We start from the raw sequence: 17928 nt of genomic DNA, 5'->3' as shown, positions 1-17928 counted from the left end.
GTTTTTTTAAATAAGACTAAGGTCTTATTATTACACGAATTAAGGATGAGAGAATGAAATATTTTAACTTTATTAAACGCCTGGTTACATTTAAAAAGTATCCTCTATTTCGTACTGTACCCTTCAGGTACCTGCTGTTAAACATACTGCTCGTGTCGATTTTTATCTCTCTGTCGTTTATTACGTCGCTGCTTGCTACGGTAAATACTTTCGGGCATCTGTCGGAAATAGGCGATGAAATTCCCGAATTTCAAATTGAAGGCAGTAAATATCAGGGAGAAGAAAAGCAGCTCAGCTTAAATGAACATCAAATTCTGTTTACACCGGATATTACTCGTGATGAAAGTGATACACTCGATCAAGCTGTACTGTTTGCCTTTCTCCGGGATGGTATATACATAAGCGAAATTCAAAACGGCACTTTCAGCTACAGTTTTATAGGTGATATTACAGATAATGAATCGCTGGAACAGTTTGTATCCAGTCAGATGTCGAGTTTATACTTCTATATATTTATCTACATTACTCTATATATTGTGGTCATTTATTTCTTTATCTTTACGCTGATGCTGTTTCTGTCGCTGCTGTTAAGCTTTATCGCAAATTTCGCCGGCAGAAAAACAGATTATATGAACTGGTTTAAAATCGGTTCCTATATAATGATGATTCTTGCTTTGCCAATCGGTCTTTTTGCTGTCTTTACGGAAAACTTCTACTGGATTATACTGATAATCGCTCTGATACCGTATATTTATTACTTTAAAAAGCTGCCAAAGCAAAAGAAAACGCATTCGTAATGCAAGATGGTTACATTTATCTCGGTTTTTTATTATAATAAGATTATAAAATAGAAAGAATTTTAGATTAGGGGCTTGTATATGTCTGGAATTACACATCGTACACAAACTAGAAAAGTTAAAGTTGGCGATCTTACTATCGGCGGAGCCGATGAAATTATCATTCAAAGTATGACAACAACGAAAACACATGATGTTGAAGCTACTGTTGCTCAAATTAATGAGCTTGAAGAAGCAGGTTGTCAGATCGTTCGCGTTGCATGTCCAAAAGAAGAAGATGCGCTCGCTATCGCAGAGATTAAAAAGCGTATTAATATACCGCTTGTTGTCGATATTCATTTCGACTATAAACTGGCATTAATTGCTGTAGAAGGCGGCGCGGATAAAATCCGTATCAACCCGGGTAACATCGGACGCCGAGAAAAAGTGGAAGAAGTCGTAAAAGCCTGTAAGGCTAAAGGTATTCCAATCCGTATCGGTGTTAACGCAGGAAGTCTTGAACGCCATATTATTAAAAAATACGGCTACCCTACTGCGGACGGCATGGTTGAAAGTGCCTTGCACCACATTAAAATATTAGAAGACCTCGATTTTCATGATATTATCGTTTCCATGAAAGCATCAGACGTTAATCTTGCTGTAGAAGCATACGAAAAAGCAGCTGAAGCATTCGATTATCCGCTCCACATCGGTATTACCGAAAGCGGAACGCTGTTTGCAGGAACTGTTAAGAGTGCTGCAGGTCTCGGTACTATTATTTCTAAAGGTATCGGAAATACAATGCGTATTTCCTTATCTGCAGATCCAGTTGAAGAGATTAAAGTATGTAAAGAGCTGCTGAAAACTTTCGGTCTCGCAAGTAACGCAGCAACATTGATTGCCTGCCCGACTTGCGGTCGTATTGAAATTGATTTAATTTCAATCGCAAATGAAATGGAAGAATATATTTCACATGTAAAAGCACCGCTTAAAGTTGCTGTACTCGGCTGTGCGGTAAACGGTCCGGGTGAAGCGCGCGAAGCTGATATCGGTATAGCCGGTGCCCGCGGTGAAGGATTGCTCTTCATGCACGGTAAAACGGTACGTAAAGTGCCGGAGGAAACTATGGTCGACGAACTGAAGAAAGAAATCGACATTATGGCTGAAGCTTACCACGAGAAAAAACGTCTTGAAAAAGAAGAAGCCGAAGCTGAAGTTAAATAATATTTTAAACCCGCTGCGATATGCAGCGGGATTTTTTGTCTTTGCTATTTTTGAGATATGAATATATAGTAAATACCGAATTTAATTTATTACAATAAAAGTCAGGTGCAGTTTTATGAAAAAAGTTTTGAACATAATATTTTTGACCGTTATCGGTCTGATACTAATGACGGTTCTCGGTTTCTGGTTTACAGATACAAGCATACGTCCATCGATTATCGTACTTTTGGTTGTTATACTTGCGGTTTCAGTACTTGTTAAGAATAGACTGAACCGGGAAACTGAAAAATGAGTGGGTCCAGTTTATGGGGTCCAGTTTAGCGTGCTCATCGGGCCACTGTGAAAGTGACAATGGCACAGTAGAAGGTCCAGCGCGCCACTGTGACAATCACAATGGCACGATAGTCACTTAAAAAACAATAAACCAGTCCGCAACTCCTCAAAAAGAGCCGCGGACTGGTTTATTTTTATCTATCTTACCGGCATGCTTCACACAGGCCGTATAGTTCTACTTTGTGGCTGTTGATTTTCACGCCGTTCAATTCTTTTTCCCAAGTTTCTACCGGACAGTAGTGAACGACTTTTGTTTCACCGCAGCGTTCGCATATAAAATGATGATGGTGGTGATCGGTACAGGAAATCTTATACTGCATTTCTCCGCCAAAGGTCGTCTGCTCAAGTACGTTGATATCTTTCAGCGTATGAAGATTCCGGTAAATCGTATCGTAGCTGATTCCGGGATATTCCTTATTCATCATTTCCTGAATTTCCTTGGCAGATAAGTACCGTTCGTCTTCCATGAACAGTTCTATCATGCGCAGACGTTTTTTAGTTACTTTAAACTTAGCTTCTTTAAGCATTTCTTTGTAATCAACTAGTTCTTTGTGCATTCCTAACAACTCCTACACGATTTAATATCAGCGTACATAATAAGATAGCGATAGAGACAAGTACTATCGTCCCGCCGGGCGAGATATTCAAATGAAATCCAAGGAACAGCCCGGCTATTACCGAGATTTCCCCAAAAATTATGCTGACTATCATAAGCTGTTTGAAACTCGATGTGATTCTCATCGCACTTGCCACCGGCAGCGTCATCATGGCACTGACCAGCAGTATACCGACGATCCGCATCGAAGCGCTGATTACGAGGGCAACAAGTACGATAAATATAATGTGAATGTATTTGCTCAGCTTCATAACACCAGCGTATTCTTCATCAAACGAAATGAAGAACATTTCCTTGTAAAGAAAGAATACAAACAACACAACGATAGCACCGATAATTATAATTAAAATAAGATCATTAAAGCTGACGGCGCTTATACTTCCGAACAAATAACCGAATAAATCCTGGTTAAAGCCGTTGGCTAAAGACAGGAACAAAACGCTTAGTGCAATACCGAGACTCATTATTATCGGAATTGCAATTTCCGAATAGTGTTTATACAGTCCGCGCAGCTTCTCGATTCCGAGTGCACCTATAACGGAAAACACGATACCGGAAATTACCGGATTAATGATAACATTAAATACCGATGTTAAATAAACGCCAAAAGCAATTCCTCCGAGTGCCACATGACTGAGTGCATCTGCAATCAGCGACAGCCTTCTCACAACGATAAAAGTTCCGAGGAGCGGTGCAATCAGTCCGACAATCAGACCGCTTATAAATGAATATTTCATAAAATCATAATTTAATATTGCCTCTATCATTTACAGCACTCCCTCTGGTGATTGTGCGACACGAGCTGCAGCGGGAAACCGTAAATTTTGGACAGTTCTGCTTCACCAAGATTTTGAAATTCCTTATTCGTACCGTGAAAGTGCAGATGTTCGTTCAAGCATGCGACTTTGTCGGCATTGTCGACGACAACACCAATGTCATGAGTCACGAGCAGGATTGTTACCTTTTGTTCTTTTAATTTCAGAAGAACATTATAAAAATCTTTAACATGCTTGCTGTCGATTCCTTCCGTCGGTTCATCGAGCACTAAAATTGAAGGTTCATTAATTAAAGCTCGTGCGATAAACACCCGCTGAGCCTGCCCCCCGGACAGGTTTGATACGTTCTGATGTTTAATATGTTCAATATCAAGCAGCTTTAAAGTTTTATCCAGCTGTTTATTATCTTTTTTATTGAATCTTTTAAACAATCCCTTTTCCTTTGTCAGTCCGCTCAGCACCACTTCTTCTACAGTAGCGGGAAATCCCTTAGCATGAGCTGCCGCTTTTTGGGAAACGTAGCCGATTTCCTGCCAGGCATTAAAAGATTTGCGGCTCTTGCCGTTAATCAGTATATTGCCCTGCTGAAGCTTATATACACCGAGGATTAATTTCAGCAGCGTGGATTTTCCAGAACCGTTCGGGCCAACAATAGCCAAAAATTCTCCCTGGTTAATCGAAAAGGATATATGCTGGAGAGCCGGTGTCGCCTCCAATTTATCTTTATATTCATATGTTACGTCTTTAATTTCAAATACAGGCACAGTCATTAACAAGACTCCTTTTATTTATCTCCTGATTTATTTTACAGTAATCGTTACGATTTGTAAATAGGAATGGTTACGAAAAAGGAGCACCTGCAAGAGGTGCTCCTTGAATTATATTATTCTAATTCCGATACTGCCGGATTAATTTTTACTAATAAACCCGGATCGAATTCTCCTGATTTGATCATATCTATTTCGTGTTTATACGGTGCGACACGATTTTTCTTATCCGGACCGACAAATGGAGTTTCTAATATTTTTGGTACGTCAGTGAACTCCGGATGATTAATAATATAAGTCAGTGCATCAAATCCGATATGACCGAAACCGAAGTTTTCATGTCTGTCTTTATGAGCACCGGCAGGATTTTTAGAGTCGTTCATATGAAGAATTTTAATGCGGTCAATACCGACAATTTTATCAAACTCATTTAAAACGCCGTCAAAATCGTTTTTAATATCATAGCCTGCATCGTGAACGTGACAAGTATCAAATGTTACACTTAAGCGTTCATTATTTGTCACACCGTCCATAATATGTGCGATTTCTTCAAATGTACTGCCGATTTCGGAACCTTTGCCAGCCATTGTTTCAAGGGCAATCTGCACATCGTTGTCATTCGACAGAACTTCATTAAGTCCTTTAACAATTTGCCTGATCCCCGCTTCACTCCCGGCACCGACATGGGCACCTGGATGAAGTACAATCTGTTTTGCACCGAGTGCTTCAGTACGGACGATTTCTTCCTGTAAAAATTCAACGCCTAAATTAAAGACATGATCTTTTTCAGTATTTGCGATATTAATAATGTAAGGAGCGTGCACGACGAAATTTTCAATGCCGAGTTCCGCCATGGCTTTCTGCCCGTTTTCGATATTCAGATCTTCAATTTTTTTACGGCGTGTATTTTGCGGTGCACCGGTATAAATCATAAATGTAGATGCACCATAACCTGCTGCAGTAGTTACCGACTCTTCCAGCATTTTCTTACCGCTCATCGAAACATGTGATCCCAATAGCATTTACATCAACCTACTTATTATCTTTTTTATTTCTCTTCTTCTCGTTGCGTGATTTTGCTTTTGCATAGCGTCTTCTTTCCTGGCGCTCAAGTTCTTCTTTTTGGAACTTAATTTTCTTTTTATAGCCCGGTTTTACTTTTTTAGGGCTGCGTACTTTGTAATTTTGTGTTTTATTCGTCTTACTGCGTGTATTTCTCGCTGCGCGCTGCGTGCGGTCTTTAATTTCTTTCAATTCACCACCGCGGATATCTTCATGATTGAAAACATATCCTTTACCTTCAAGTGCATCAATTTCGTTTTGTTCACTCGGTTCGTAAAGTGTAATTGCAACACCGCTGTACTGTCCTCTGCCGACACGGCCTACTCTGTGTGTAAAGAATTCTATCTGCTTTGGAATATCGTAATTAATGACATGGGACGCACCGTCAAAATCAAGTCCTCTTGCTGCAAGGTCGCTTGCAACAACCCAGTGATAATCAAGGTTCTCGATTTTTTTAATTTCCTGCGTCCGTTCACGCGGTTTTAAACCGCCATGGAATAATCCCACATTAATGCCGGCTTCTTTTAAGTAAGCAAATAATTCATCGGCACGTTCCCTTGAATTGGCAAAAATTAAACCGATATACGGCGTAATATTTTTAGTCAGTTCAAGTGTTTTCTCTAATCTGCTCGATCCTTTGACAGGCACGAGACTGTAATGGATAGATGCTTTATTAAGCGGCGTATCAATTACGATAATTTCCGTTTCGCCAATATATTTTTCCATAAAATGTTTTAACGGGTCAGGGATAGTGGCAGAAAATACCAGGAACTGGCTTGAAGTCGAAATACGGTTGGAAATATAGTCGACATCTCCCATAAAACCGAGATCGACCATTAAATCGGCTTCATCGATAACGACAGATTTCGCTGCATGAATATCAAGCGCCTGATTATCGATTAAATCCTTGATTCTTGTCGGCGTACCGATTACAAGCTGCGGATTTTGACGTGCACGCTCTTCATCGCGTTTCATTTCCGTGCCACCGATAAATGCCCGCGCACTTATATCTTCATATGATTCGAGAACTTTTTTAGCCATATTCTCAAGCTGCTTGGCAAGTTCTCTCGTCGGCGCCAGGATTATAACCTGCGGTGTTTTCTCTTCCGCGTCGATATTGTAAATAAGCGGCAGTAAAAAAGCATGGCTTTTCCCGCTGCCTGTTGCTGACTGTGCAACGACATTGCTGCCTTTTAATATACGGGGGATTACGCGTTCCTGCACCATCGTCGGATGTGTAAATCCTACTCGCTCTATTGCACTGAGCATTTGTTTGTTAAATTCAAATCTTTTAAATGCATTTGACATATATGTCACCTGTCCCTTTCAAACTCCTTATCAATTATAACTAAAAATGCATATTTACGCTATAATAATCGTTCAGTCATTTGGATGATTTGAATATCAGCAAAAAGTAAGTATAATCAGATGTAAGGAGGAGTTCAACTTATGGATATTATTAAAATCTCACCGCGCGGTTACTGTTACGGCGTTGTTGACGCAATGGTGATTGCGCGCAATGCTTCGCTTGACCAGTCGCTGCCGCGTCCTATATATATTTTAGGTATGATTGTACACAATAAGCATGTGACGGATGCATTTGAAGAAGAAGGCATTATCACACTAGACGGACCGAACCGTCTTGAAATCCTCGAACAGATCGAAAGCGGTACTGTTATCTTTACAGCACACGGTGTTTCGCCGCAGGTAAAAGCACGTGCTAAAGAGAAAGGACTCGTATGCATCGATGCTACATGTCCTGATGTAGAGTTTACACACGATCTGATTCGAGAGAAAACTGCGGATGATTACGATGTTATATATATCGGTAAAAAAGATCACCCCGAACCGGAAGGCGCTGTCGGTGTCGCACCGGATCACGTTCACTTAATCGAAACTCCAGAAGATGTTGCGGCTCTGCCGGACTATCTTTCAGACAAGAAATTAATCGTGACGAACCAGACGACGATGAGCCAGTGGGATGTCAGCCATCTTATGGATGATCTTAAAGTCAGATATCCGCACATTGAAGTGCACAAGGAAATCTGTCTTGCAACACAGGTCAGACAGGAAGCTGTTGCCGAGCAGGCCGGAGAAGCTGATTTACTCATCGTAGTTGGAGATCCAAAGAGTAATAACTCCAACCGTCTTGCTCAGGTTTCTAAAGAAATTGCGCACACTAACGCCTACCGCATCAGTTCATTAAATGAACTTAAAAACGAATGGCTGGAAGGTGTGGAGAAAGTTGCAATTACAGCAGGCGCCTCTACTCCGACACCGATTGTAAAAGAAGTCATCGACTATATTAAAAATTATAATATTGAAGCTCAGGCTGCACCGCAATCAGCAGTGCCGATGACTAAGATTTTACCAAAAATCAAAAAACCAACACCTGTTAAAGTGATGGAATAAAAGATAAAAAGCTGCGGAATCTGAATATCCAGATTCCGCAGCTTTTTTCATCATTTATTCAAATGGGTTTGTTGATACTTTTGAAGCCTGTACCGGCACATCAATCTGCTCATCGATCAGCGCAGCAAGATATTTAGTCATTAAAACTTCAATATAATGGCCGGCATCGATAATATTCTGACCGCGGTCTTTTGCATCATAAGCTTCATGATACTTAACGTCGCCGGTGATCAGCACATCTGCCCCGCTGTGAAATACAGCCTCGCTGTAACTCATCCCTGCTCCGCCGATTACAGCGACGGTATTGATAATCCCGTCGTCTGCTTTCACGATATTAACCGGCTTAAGGCCGGTTTTGTTTTCTATCAGCTTGACGAGAGCTTCAAGCGTATCTCCGTACTTAAATTTAACGCCGAGTCCGGTATCGGCCTTTCTGTCGAGACTGTATATATCATACGCAGGTTCTTCATACGGATGATATTTTCTGACTGCATCAATAACAGCTCCCTGTTCCCTGCCGTCAAAAATGCATTCTATAACATACTCATCCACATGTTCCAGTTTCCCTGCTTCCCCGATGGTTGGATTGGCCCGGTCTTCAGGTCTGAACTGGCCGTGAACCCTATATTCATAACTGACTTCCGTATAATCGCCCATATCACCCACCGGTGCATTTTTTAAGAGATTTTCTTTGAATTCTTCTTTATTTTCCGTGTTGATATTCACCCTGAGTTTTTTAAAGTTACCTTTTTGAGGCAGAAGAATTTCTGTTTCAGGATAACCGAGTTCCAACGCTATCATATGACTGACGCCATTTTTCTGATGGTCGAGGTTTGTGTGCATCGCAATCAGATTAATATCATTTTTAATTAATTTACGGATAACAGCACCGGGTCCTTCGTTCACCACTTTTGAAATCTCAGGGAAAATTAAAGGATGGTGGCTGATAATAACATTGGCATTCTGCATAACAGCTTCATCCACAGTACCGGCGCTGCAGTCGAGCGCAGTAATAATACCTGTAACGGTATCGTCCTCGTTACCTACCAGCAACCCAGTATTATCCCAGTCTTCACTATCTGAAAATGGGGCAATTTCATCCAGCTTTTTTAAAAGATCACTTATCTTTAACATTCTCCAGCACCTCATCGACATATTTAAGATTAGATTCAAGTCTCACAACTTTATCTATATTCTTTTCCCTATCGTTGATACCATTTAATATTTTTTCTATATGACTCTTTTCACGTTCCAGCTGTGCGATAAACACCGGTTCCCGTTTTTCAATATTTACAGGACCAAAACGCAGTTCCGCTTCACTGTATTCAACAGTTTTTTTGGCATAATCAAAGACAATAATATCGTAAAAATGAGGACCGTCTTTTAATTGCAGCTCGTCTGTAATTTTATAATTATGTTCAGCCATTATTTTTCGAATCGGATATGGATAAGTATTTGCTTGCACAATAAAGCGGGGTGTACCCTGGACGAACTTCATCCCTGTTTCAATTATACTCGCTATTAACGGCCCGCCCATGCCGCAAATTGTAATGGTATCTGCATCATCCATGCTGCGGAGTACAGATAAACCATCTCCAAGGCGTATTTTTATTACATCGGATAATTGATTCTGCTGGACATTTTTAACAGAAGAATCATAAGGTCCTCTCGCGATTTCTCCGCATATGGCTGTCTTAATAATCTTTTCGTTTACAGCATATATCGGTAAGTATGCATGATCCGATCCGATATCAACAAGTGCATCTCCAACGATATAATCCGATACTGTCTTAAGTCTTCGATTTAACATATACTCACTCCTGTATTAAAAAAAAGACCCCCAGCATTGAGAGTCTTTTTTATAAAAAATTATTGTTCAGAGAAAAACTGGTATAAAGCTGTAAGTTCTTCATCTGCAATCTGATCAGCTGAGAATGCAGGCATAGAACCTTGACCTTCACGTACAGTTATCGTGAAATCTTCCTCAGCAAGACTAGTTCCAGCTAATGCAGGTCCCATTCCGCCGCTGAAGTCCTGACCGTGACATGAAGCACAGTTATCACGAGCGATACCTTCTGCATCTACGTCACCGCTTGAAGCTTCATCTCCGCCTGATTCCTCAGAACCTTCAGATCCTTCTTCTGTTGCAACGTCTTCCTCGCCATCATCAGTTGAACCTAATCCAGAAAGTAAGAATACAAGTCCGATCCCTAAGAAAATAATCAATAAGAATGGAACTATAGGATTTTTATTCATAATGTTACCCCCTCATCTGTTATTCATGTTATCTCATATATAATTGTATCTCAAATTGTGTCAAAGTCAAAACAATTTTGAGAAAATTTTACACTGTTAATCCATAAAGTCTTTTAATTTCTTGCTTCTCGATGGATGTCTCAGTTTACGAAGGGCTTTCGCTTCAATCTGTCTGATGCGTTCGCGGGTAACACCGAATACTTTCCCAACTTCTTCCAGTGTGCGTGTACGGCCGTCGTCGAGACCAAAACGGAGACGGAGAACATTTTCTTCACGATCCGTTAAAGTATCGAGCACATCTTCAAGCTGTTCTTTTAACAGCTCATAAGCTGCGTGATCCGACGGACTCTGTGCTTCCTGGTCTTCGATAAAGTCCCCGAGGTGGCTGTCATCTTCTTCACCGATAGGTGTTTCAAGTGATACAGGCTCCTGGGCAATTTTAAGAATTTCACGTACTTTTTCAGCAGGCAGATCCATTTCCTCGCCGATTTCTTCCGGAATCGGTTCGCGGCCTAAGTCCTGCAGCAGCTGACGCTGTATGCGAATCAGTTTGTTAATCGTTTCGACCATGTGCACAGGAATACGGATTGTTCTCGCCTGGTCGGCAATAGCGCGTGTAATCGCCTGACGAATCCACCATGTTGCGTAAGTCGAGAATTTAAAACCTTTAGTAAAGTCGAATTTTTCTACCGCTTTAATCAGACCCATATTACCTTCCTGAATTAAATCGAGGAAGAGCATACCGCGCCCGACATAACGTTTTGCAATACTTACAACAAGACGGAGGTTCGCTTCTGCCAGACGGCTTCTCGCGATGTCATCGCCCTGTTCGATGCGTTTAGCCAGTTCGACCTCTTCAGCAGCTGTCAGTAAATCAACGCGCCCAATCTCTTTAAGATACATACGGACAGGGTCGTTAATTTTAACACCCGGAGGTGCACTCATATCTGAGAGGTCGAGTTTTTCATCTGTATCAGCCGAATCTTTTTCATTAATCATCTGAATTTCATTTTCGTTCAATTCTTCGAAAAATTCGTCCATCGCATCAGAATCCAATTCAAAGTTCGCTAATTTATCGGCAACTTCCTCATGGGACAGCTGGCCATCTTTTTTACCTTTTTCAAGCAGGTATGCCTTTGCCTGTTCGACAGTTGTGAAATCAATTTCTTTAGTGTCAGCTGTAATTGCTTTTTTCTTCGCCATACTGTGCCTCCTAGTTATCAAAAAACTACATTTTGTAAATCCGGTTAAGCTCAATCAGTTCTTGAGTCAGCTTAATTTGCAGTTCTATATCGTTTTCCCGTTCCGCAATTTCAAGCCTGCGGTTTAATTCCTGCTTTTCGTTTTCACTATTTCTTATACCACTTAAATCTTCCAGATAATCATTTATTTCACTATGTGAGACATCTTCATGAATCGACATGCCGTCGAGTTCTATCAGTGTGTCCGTCAGTGCAGGATCAAGATAATTAAGGGCAAGAGAAAGATCGAAAACTGTATGCACCTCAAAATAAGCACAAAGTCCTCTTATTATATCATAATAAGGCCCGTAAGTTAAGACATTCTCATCGAGTGTGTCCCTGTATTCCAGCAGGAATTCGCGGTTTGTCATCATAATTCTCGTGACGTAACGCTCTTTTTTCTGGCGCAGCGATAATTGCTGTTCTACAGGTCCGGGTACGGCGTAATCGGACTTTTGCCGGACTGGCGCCGGAATTTGTCCGGACAGCGCATGCTTATCCACACCGAAAATGGAGCTGATTGCTGCAACCAGCCGTTCTGCTGTTAAAGAATCTGTGATATATTTCATATCATTTGCCAGAAGAGTTAAATTCTGCGTAAATTTCATATCGTTTTCTTTCGCTTCATGGCGCAGAACTTCTGCTTTAAAGTGCAGATAATGCTGCTGCTCATCTGCGATAAACTGCTCAAACTTTTCTTTTCCGTACGTTTCTATATATTCATCAGGGTCCATTTTCTTAGGAATTTTCTGTACGTAAACATTCATACCCCGCTTGAGAAGCGTGTCGCCGACTTTCAGAGTGGCGTTCTGTCCCGCAGAATCGCCGTCAAACATAATTGTGACATTCGAGGAGAGCCGTTCCAGCAGATTTAAATTTTCCTGGCTGAGCTCTGTTCCCATAGTCGCAACAATATGCTGCACTTTAGTCATTTTAACTTTCAGAACATCGAGATGGCCTTCCATTAAAATGATATTATCGAGCTTCCTGATATGTTTTCTGGCATCATTTAAGTTAAAGAACAGTTCCCTTTTTTTAAATATTTCAGTTTCAGGCGTATTTAAATATTTTGGCTCACTGCCGTCGATGCTTCTCGCTGTGTAGCCGACACGGTGACCCTGATGGTTCTTTATCGGAATCATAATCCGGCCGACAAAACGGTCGTAATACGAAAAGTTTTCTTCGTTTCTCGACAGCAGGCCTGCCTGATATGCCGTTTCTTCGTTATAGCCCTGTTCAAGGAGGGCATTTTTTGCAAAGTATGACATATTCGGCGCAAACCCTATTTTTTCAGAGCGGATAAGTTCCGTGCTGAAGCCGCGGTCGAGCAAATACTGCAGCGGTTTTTCACCTTCGCTCGTGTTCATAAGCAGGTGATGGTAAAGATCTGTCATATAGTCATGCATACGGATCAGCGTCATGTCACTTTCTTTTACGCTGCTCGTTTCCGTATCTATTTTTATATTCAGCGGTTCTCCGAGTTTTGCAGCCGCTTCAGCGAATGACATATTCTCAATTTCCATCAGAAACTGGAATACGTTCCCTCCTTTTTTACAGCCGAAACAATGTGCAATCTGCTTGTCCGGACTGACGGAAAAGGACGGTGTTTTTTCATCGTGGAACGGACAGAGACCAACATAGTTGCGCCCTCGCCGTTCAAGTTTAATATAACTTGCAACTAACTCGGTAATGTCGGTCTCATCTTTTATTTTCGCTATGGTTTCCTCGGGTATTCTCAAATTATCACCCTCTAATATTACTCTCGCTGTCCACATACTTCATAATGGCATTCGCAGTTTCCTCGATTGCCTTATCCGAAACATCTATAACCGGACAGCCTATTTTGCCAATAATTTCATCAAAATAAACCAGTTCATCCTCAATGCGTGTGCTGTTTGCATACATCGCAGTATCTTTTAAGCCGAGCTGGCTTAAGCGCTCTTTGCGGATTTTATATAAAGTTTCCGGATTAATTCTGAGTGCGACACATTTCTTTGGATCGACATCGAACAATTCAGCCGGCGGCTTTACTTCCGGTACCAGCGGCACATTCATTACTTTGTATTTTTTCAATGCTAAAAATTGCGACAGCGGTGTTTTTGATGTTCTCGAAACACCAAGCAGAACGATATCCGCCTTGTCAAGACCGCTTGTGTCTTTGCCGTCATCGTATTTTACAGCAAATTCTATCGCTTCGATTTTTTTGAAATAATCTTCGTCGAGGCGGTGCACTCTGCCGGGCTCATTGTACGGCTCGAGTCCTGTAGCCTTCGCTATTTCATCCATCAGCGGGCCCATCACATCGATATAGGAAATATTTTCTTTATCGAGTTCCGCGGCCATGTATTTTCTTAAGTCAGGTGTAATTAAAGTATAGACGACTAAAGCATTTTTGCTTTTTGCTAAATCTATTACATCGTCGACGTCGTCCGGGCTGTCTACGTACGGATAACGGTCGATAACATTATCGGGCGCGTCGATTTTAAATTGTGACAGGGATGCTTTCGTAACGAGTTCGCCTGTTTCTCCGACCGAGTCTGATGCAACAATTATTTTAAAATTCGACATTGATTATTCACTCCATTAAATTTACAAATACTTTTGTAATATTGGTTTTTGTAATTCTGCCTATCACTTCAATTCTGCCGTTAACTTCTTTAACAACGGGCAGAGAATCAATCTGTCTGTCGATAATTTGTTTGGCCACATATAAAAGAAGATCATCCGGATAACACATCGTAATGTTGGGTCTCCGGGTCATCACTGCACTGACCGGCGTGTTTTCTGTATCTTTGAAACTCATCGTCCCTTTTAACAGATCTTTTCTTGAAATAACACCGGCAAGCGATTGTTCATCATCGATCACGTACAGCGTGCCCACATCTTCCAGGAACATCTTGACGATGGCATCATAAATACTGGTTCCGGTCGTAATTAAAATCGGCAGACTCTGAACATCGCGGACTAATATATTATTTACTTTAAGCGCGATAACATCATTCGTTTCTTTGCCGGTATAAAAATATCCGACACGGGGTCTTGCATCGAGAAAGCCGGACATCGTCAATATAGCCAGATCCGGACGTAAAGTTGCACGGGTCAGGGAGAGCTGTGCTGCAATTTTACTGCCCGTAATCGGCCCGTGCTGTTTAACTATGCTTAATATTTTTTCTTGGCGTTCATTCAGTTCCACGTTCTCACTCCCAACATATAATATTATATAATATTTGCCGGGATAAAGAAATATCATCGTACTTGCATTCATTCTGTTCTGATTATATAATAGCCGTAAGCGAGTTAAGGACGGTGTGAGCTTAACAATTTAAATGGCGCAATCATTAACTGACAAAAACAATTAATTTTATATATAAAAGCGAGTTTTCTTACTAAATTGGGTGGAACCGCGGGCAACGCTCGTCCCTGGATAGCATATTTCTGCTGTCCAGGGACTTTTTATATATAAATTAATAATAAAAAAGGAGCTGCATTAATAATGAACATGGACACAATTGTAAACCTGGCAAAAACAAGAGGTTTTGTTTTTCCGGGCAGTGAAATTTACGGCGGTCTTGCCAACACTTGGGATTACGGTCCGCTTGGTATTGAGCTGAAGAACAACGTTAAAGCGGCATGGTGGAAAAAATTCATCCAGGAGTCACCTTACAACGTGGGACTTGATGCTGCAATCTTAATGAACCCGAAAACCTGGGAAGCTTCAGGTCACTTAAATAACTTTAACGACCCGATGATTGACTGCAAACAGTGTAAATCGCGTCACCGTGCCGACAAACTGATTGAAGATGTTATGCAGAAAGAAGATGACACTTTCGTTGCGGACGGTTTATCATTTGAAGCAATGAAAGAAATCATCGATGATAAAAACATCGACTGCCCGACTTGCGGCGCTCACGACTATACTGATATCCGTCAGTTCAACTTAATGTTTAAAACATTCCAGGGTGTAACAGAAGGTTCGACTAACGAATTATTCCTTCGTCCTGAAACTGCACAGGGTATTTTTGTTAACTACAAAAATGTTCAGCGCACAATGCGTAAAAAACTGCCATTTGGTATCGGCCAGATTGGTAAATCATTCCGTAACGAAATCACACCGGGTAACTTTACCTTCAGAACACGTGAATTCGACCAGATGGAACTCGAGTTCTTCTGCAAACCGGGAACTGAAATGGAATGGCAGAGCTACTGGAAAGATTTCGCTGTTAACTGGCTGAAAGATTTAAACTTAAGCGAAGAAAGAACGCGTCTTAGAGAGCATGATGAAGATGAATTATCACACTACTCTAATGCAACAACTGATATTGAGTATAAATTCCCGTTCGGCTGGGGTGAACTCTGGGGTATTGCAAGCCGGACAGATTATGATCTCCGTCAGCACATGGAACATTCGAACGAAGATTTCAGATATCACGACCCTGAAACTAACGAGAAATATATTCCATACTGCATTGAGCCGTCACTCGGTCTTGACCGTATGACACTTGCCTTCCTTACAGATGCTTATGATGAAGAAGAACTTGAATCAGGCGACTCACGCACAGTACTGCGTCTACACCCTGCTCTTGCACCGTTTAAAGCGGCTGTCCTGCCTTTATCGAAAAAATTAAGCGCTGATGCTATGGAAGTCTACAGTCTTCTGGCAGCAGACTTTAATATTGAATTTGACGAGTCGCAGTCAATCGGTAAACGCTACCGCCGTCAGGATGAAATCGGTACGCCGTACTGTATTACATTCGACTTTGACTCAGCTGAAGATAATAAAGTAACTGTAAGAGACCGCGATACGATGGAGCAGTCGCGTATTGCAATTGACGAACTTCACGATTTCCTGTCATCAAGAATCAAGTTTTAACTGTTGCGGTGCCTCAATTTATTGGGGCACCCTTTTATACATATATTAAATTTTAAAGGAGAATCCTTATGTTCAGAACTACTCTGCTGCTTTCACTGGTGCTGATACTTGCTGCATGCGGCAGCGATGAAGTTGAGCCGATGTCCTACTATGGCAATACGCTCGAGGATTTTGAAGCTGTGAACCAGAATAATGAAACATTTACATCTGAAGATATGGACGGGAAAATCTGGCTCGCCAACCTTATTTTTACCGAGTGCGTCACAGTGTGCCCGCCGATGACACAAAATATGACCGAACTGACACAGGAACTTGCTGAAGAAAATATTGAAGATGTCGGCATCATCAGTTTTTCCGTAGACCCTGACACGGATACACCGGAAGTGCTGAGCGAATATATGAGCTGGTATAATCCTGCTGACAATATCGAGTGGCAGCTGCTTACAGGATATGACTTTGAATACCTGCGGGATTATGCCCTTAACAATTTCAAATCGATTGTAAAACTGCCTCAGGATGGCTCCAATCAGGTATTACACGGGACAGCAATATATTTAGTCGATGAAACCGGCAAGCTGATTAAAGACTACACAGGCGTTGATGCAGGAGATAATACATTCGAGACAGAAGAAATTGTCGAAGATGTTAAAACGTTGACTGGTAATTTAGATTAATAGTTTATTTTAAAAAGCACTTGATTTTGTAGTGCTTTTTATTTTGCGTATACATGAGACCTCGTCATGACTATGCAAGTTGCTATTCGTATACATGATACCTCGTCATGACTACGCAAATTGCTATTCGTATACATGAGTCAATCTCATGTATACGTATTTATCTTTACTGCGGATCTATTAATTTCCTGCTTCTGAAATATACACCGCTGTATTCATCGTACAGCATTTCTATAAACTTAAGCAGCTGTCTGCCGATGTCTTTAGATATTTGAATGCTGTTAACATCATCGAGTTTCACCGATTTCAAATACAGGGCAAAATACAACACTCTGTTGCTGACAGGTATGGCGCGTTCCAGCGTTTCTTCGGTCAGACAGTCATGACAGATAACATTGTGATATTTAAAAGAATAGTGGCTGTATTTTTTATAATCACTTCTGCCGCATACTGCACAGCTGTCTAAATTCAGCTGGCCGCCGTAGGCAGGCAGCATTTTTATCAGCACAAGAGACGTTACTCCAAAGCTTTCATTGTCGTCATCCAGCAGTTTGAACCCTTTTTTCAGCAGCCTGTAAAAACCGGGTTCTGCTCTGTCGTCTTCCAGCGCTCTCGTAATTACTTCCAGTATATAACTTGCGTGTGTATATAGATCAAAATTACCGTTCACATTCTTATACCGCTCGGTCACATCGACATCGTTCAGTGTGCCCATGCCCTTAAAGCGGTTATAGGTAAAGAGCGCTTCAAGGTAGCCCTGCCGCAGCGTAATAAACTGATTCTTAGGTTTGTTAAAGCCCCGTGCCATCAGCGGAACCTGTTCTCCGCTTTCAGTCAGTATAGTAATAATCCGGCTGGACTCGCTGTAGCTTGTCTGCCGGATCATCATACCAGTCTGTTGATAGATCATTATCTCACCCA

Annotated in this window: 19 protein-coding genes; 6 read left to right on the top strand and 13 right to left on the bottom strand. The window is 41.3% G+C overall.

Annotated elements, in window-relative coordinates:
* Positions 1-53 precede the first annotated feature (53 nt).
* The 3 genes from MHH58_RS06025 (at position 54) to MHH58_RS06015 (ending at position 2292) form a co-directional block, all read left to right on the top strand.
* Positions 54-797: a DUF1189 family protein gene (locus tag MHH58_RS06025; RefSeq protein WP_341345336.1), complete on the top strand. Its 744-nt coding sequence runs from the start codon at positions 54-56 to the stop codon at positions 795-797.
* Between the two features lie 75 nt (positions 798-872).
* Entirely contained in the window at positions 873-2000 is a 1128-nt protein-coding gene (gene ispG, locus MHH58_RS06020) for a flavodoxin-dependent (E)-4-hydroxy-3-methylbut-2-enyl-diphosphate synthase (RefSeq protein ID WP_115884384.1), read from the top strand.
* 115 nt (positions 2001-2115) lie between these two features.
* Positions 2116-2292 (top strand): hypothetical protein, encoded by a 177-nt coding sequence (locus MHH58_RS06015; RefSeq protein ID WP_167753351.1) that lies wholly within the window; start codon positions 2116-2118, stop codon positions 2290-2292.
* Positions 2293-2476: 184 nt separating this feature from the next.
* Here the strand turns inward: MHH58_RS06015 and MHH58_RS06010 are convergent, their stop codons facing one another.
* From MHH58_RS06010 to MHH58_RS05990, 5 genes are all read right to left on the bottom strand, one after another.
* On the bottom strand, positions 2477-2890 hold the full coding sequence (locus MHH58_RS06010; RefSeq protein WP_115884385.1) for a Fur family transcriptional regulator: 414 nt from the start codon (positions 2888-2890) through the stop codon (positions 2477-2479).
* Positions 2871-3716: a metal ABC transporter permease gene (locus MHH58_RS06005; RefSeq protein WP_341345335.1), complete on the bottom strand. Its 846-nt coding sequence runs from the start codon at positions 3714-3716 to the stop codon at positions 2871-2873. The genes MHH58_RS06010 and MHH58_RS06005 overlap by 20 nt, the downstream gene beginning before the upstream one ends.
* Positions 3713-4495 carry a metal ABC transporter ATP-binding protein gene (locus MHH58_RS06000; RefSeq protein ID WP_341345334.1) on the bottom strand — a complete coding sequence of 261 codons (783 nt, stop codon included), beginning with the start codon at positions 4493-4495 and terminating at the stop codon, positions 3713-3715. Before MHH58_RS06000 ends, MHH58_RS06005 begins: the two co-directional genes overlap by 4 nt.
* Positions 4496-4608: 113 nt before the next feature.
* Complete coding sequence (locus MHH58_RS05995) at positions 4609-5514, bottom strand: deoxyribonuclease IV (RefSeq protein WP_341345333.1); 906 nt, start codon at positions 5512-5514, stop codon at positions 4609-4611.
* Between the two features lie 10 nt (positions 5515-5524).
* Positions 5525-6862 carry a DEAD/DEAH box helicase gene (locus MHH58_RS05990; protein ID WP_135096696.1) on the bottom strand — a complete coding sequence of 446 codons (1338 nt, stop codon included), beginning with the start codon at positions 6860-6862 and terminating at the stop codon, positions 5525-5527.
* Positions 6863-7003: 141 nt separating this feature from the next.
* On the opposite strand from MHH58_RS05990, the gene MHH58_RS05985 reads away from it, so the two are divergent.
* A complete protein-coding gene (locus tag MHH58_RS05985; RefSeq protein WP_115884390.1) occupies positions 7004-7966 on the top strand; it encodes a 4-hydroxy-3-methylbut-2-enyl diphosphate reductase in 963 nt (320 codons plus the stop codon).
* A gap of 54 nt (positions 7967-8020) precedes the next feature.
* Here the strand turns inward: MHH58_RS05985 and MHH58_RS05980 are convergent, their stop codons facing one another.
* The 7 genes from MHH58_RS05980 to MHH58_RS05950 all read right to left on the bottom strand — a co-directional run bounded on the left by MHH58_RS05980 (position 8021) and on the right by MHH58_RS05950 (position 14656).
* Entirely contained in the window at positions 8021-9100 is a 1080-nt protein-coding gene (locus tag MHH58_RS05980; RefSeq protein WP_341345332.1) for a Nif3-like dinuclear metal center hexameric protein, read from the bottom strand.
* Positions 9084-9776: a tRNA (adenine(22)-N(1))-methyltransferase gene (locus tag MHH58_RS05975; protein WP_341345331.1), complete on the bottom strand. Its 693-nt coding sequence runs from the start codon at positions 9774-9776 to the stop codon at positions 9084-9086. Before MHH58_RS05975 ends, MHH58_RS05980 begins: the two co-directional genes overlap by 17 nt.
* Before the next feature lie 59 nt (positions 9777-9835).
* Positions 9836-10222 (bottom strand): c-type cytochrome, encoded by a 387-nt coding sequence (locus tag MHH58_RS05970; RefSeq protein WP_341345330.1) that lies wholly within the window; start codon positions 10220-10222, stop codon positions 9836-9838.
* A gap of 96 nt (positions 10223-10318) precedes the next feature.
* Positions 10319-11425 (bottom strand): RNA polymerase sigma factor RpoD, encoded by a 1107-nt coding sequence (rpoD, locus tag MHH58_RS05965; protein WP_341345329.1) that lies wholly within the window; start codon positions 11423-11425, stop codon positions 10319-10321.
* 25 nt (positions 11426-11450) lie between these two features.
* Positions 11451-13202, bottom strand: coding sequence for a DNA primase (gene dnaG / locus MHH58_RS05960; RefSeq protein ID WP_341345328.1), 1752 nt, complete (start codon positions 13200-13202; stop codon positions 11451-11453).
* Positions 13203-13206: 4 nt separating this feature from the next.
* Entirely contained in the window at positions 13207-14031 is an 825-nt protein-coding gene (locus MHH58_RS05955; RefSeq protein WP_115884396.1) for a pyruvate, water dikinase regulatory protein, read from the bottom strand.
* Between the two features lie 7 nt (positions 14032-14038).
* Complete coding sequence (locus MHH58_RS05950; protein ID WP_135096683.1) at positions 14039-14656, bottom strand: helix-turn-helix transcriptional regulator; 618 nt, start codon at positions 14654-14656, stop codon at positions 14039-14041.
* A gap of 300 nt (positions 14657-14956) precedes the next feature.
* Here MHH58_RS05950 and MHH58_RS05945 point away from each other — a divergent pair, with 300 nt between their 5' ends.
* Both MHH58_RS05945 and MHH58_RS05940 read left to right on the top strand, forming a co-directional pair.
* A complete protein-coding gene (locus tag MHH58_RS05945) occupies positions 14957-16333 on the top strand; it encodes a glycine--tRNA ligase (protein ID WP_341345327.1) in 1377 nt (458 codons plus the stop codon).
* A 68-nt stretch (positions 16334-16401) separates the two neighbouring features.
* Positions 16402-17007, top strand: coding sequence for an SCO family protein (locus MHH58_RS05940; protein WP_135096679.1), 606 nt, complete (start codon positions 16402-16404; stop codon positions 17005-17007).
* A gap of 166 nt (positions 17008-17173) precedes the next feature.
* On the opposite strand, the gene recO is transcribed toward MHH58_RS05940, so the two are convergent.
* Positions 17174-17917 (bottom strand): DNA repair protein RecO, encoded by a 744-nt coding sequence (gene recO / locus MHH58_RS05935; protein WP_341345326.1) that lies wholly within the window; start codon positions 17915-17917, stop codon positions 17174-17176.
* Positions 17918-17928: the final 11 nt, after the last annotated feature.

It is taken from the genome of Jeotgalicoccus sp. FSL K6-3177 (assembly GCF_038050175.1).
Lineage (GTDB): Bacteria > Bacillota > Bacilli > Staphylococcales > Salinicoccaceae > Jeotgalicoccus > Jeotgalicoccus nanhaiensis.
The sequence above is the reverse complement of the archived record's forward strand: the minus strand, read 5'-3'. Positions and strand labels throughout refer to the sequence as shown.

What these genes read in the sequence shown, in the direction of transcription:
- MHH58_RS06025 (WP_341345336.1), top strand. Translation starts at nt 54, where the DNA reads ATGAAATATTTTAACTTTATTAAACGCCTGGTTACATTTAAAAAGTAT.
- MHH58_RS06015 (WP_167753351.1), top strand. Translation starts at nt 2,116, where the DNA reads ATGAAAAAAGTTTTGAACATAATATTTTTGACCGTTATCGGTCTGATA.
- MHH58_RS06010 (WP_115884385.1), bottom strand. Translation starts at nt 2,890, where the DNA reads ATGCACAAAGAACTAGTTGATTACAAAGAAATGCTTAAAGAAGCTAAG.
- MHH58_RS06005 (WP_341345335.1), bottom strand. Translation starts at nt 3,716, where the DNA reads ATGATAGAGGCAATATTAAATTATGATTTTATGAAATATTCATTTATA.
- MHH58_RS06000 (WP_341345334.1), bottom strand. Translation starts at nt 4,495, where the DNA reads ATGACTGTGCCTGTATTTGAAATTAAAGACGTAACATATGAATATAAA.
- MHH58_RS05995 (WP_341345333.1), bottom strand. Translation starts at nt 5,514, where the DNA reads ATGCTATTGGGATCACATGTTTCGATGAGCGGTAAGAAAATGCTGGAA.
- MHH58_RS05990 (WP_135096696.1), bottom strand. Translation starts at nt 6,862, where the DNA reads ATGTCAAATGCATTTAAAAGATTTGAATTTAACAAACAAATGCTCAGT.
- MHH58_RS05985 (WP_115884390.1), top strand. Translation starts at nt 7,004, where the DNA reads ATGGATATTATTAAAATCTCACCGCGCGGTTACTGTTACGGCGTTGTT.
- MHH58_RS05980 (WP_341345332.1), bottom strand. Translation starts at nt 9,100, where the DNA reads ATGTTAAAGATAAGTGATCTTTTAAAAAAGCTGGATGAAATTGCCCCA.
- MHH58_RS05975 (WP_341345331.1), bottom strand. Translation starts at nt 9,776, where the DNA reads ATGTTAAATCGAAGACTTAAGACAGTATCGGATTATATCGTTGGAGAT.
- MHH58_RS05970 (WP_341345330.1), bottom strand. Translation starts at nt 10,222, where the DNA reads ATGAATAAAAATCCTATAGTTCCATTCTTATTGATTATTTTCTTAGGG.
- rpoD (WP_341345329.1), bottom strand. Translation starts at nt 11,425, where the DNA reads ATGGCGAAGAAAAAAGCAATTACAGCTGACACTAAAGAAATTGATTTC.
- MHH58_RS05955 (WP_115884396.1), bottom strand. Translation starts at nt 14,031, where the DNA reads ATGTCGAATTTTAAAATAATTGTTGCATCAGACTCGGTCGGAGAAACA.
- MHH58_RS05945 (WP_341345327.1), top strand. Translation starts at nt 14,957, where the DNA reads ATGAACATGGACACAATTGTAAACCTGGCAAAAACAAGAGGTTTTGTT.
- MHH58_RS05940 (WP_135096679.1), top strand. Translation starts at nt 16,402, where the DNA reads ATGTTCAGAACTACTCTGCTGCTTTCACTGGTGCTGATACTTGCTGCA.
- recO (WP_341345326.1), bottom strand. Translation starts at nt 17,917, where the DNA reads ATGATCTATCAACAGACTGGTATGATGATCCGGCAGACAAGCTACAGC.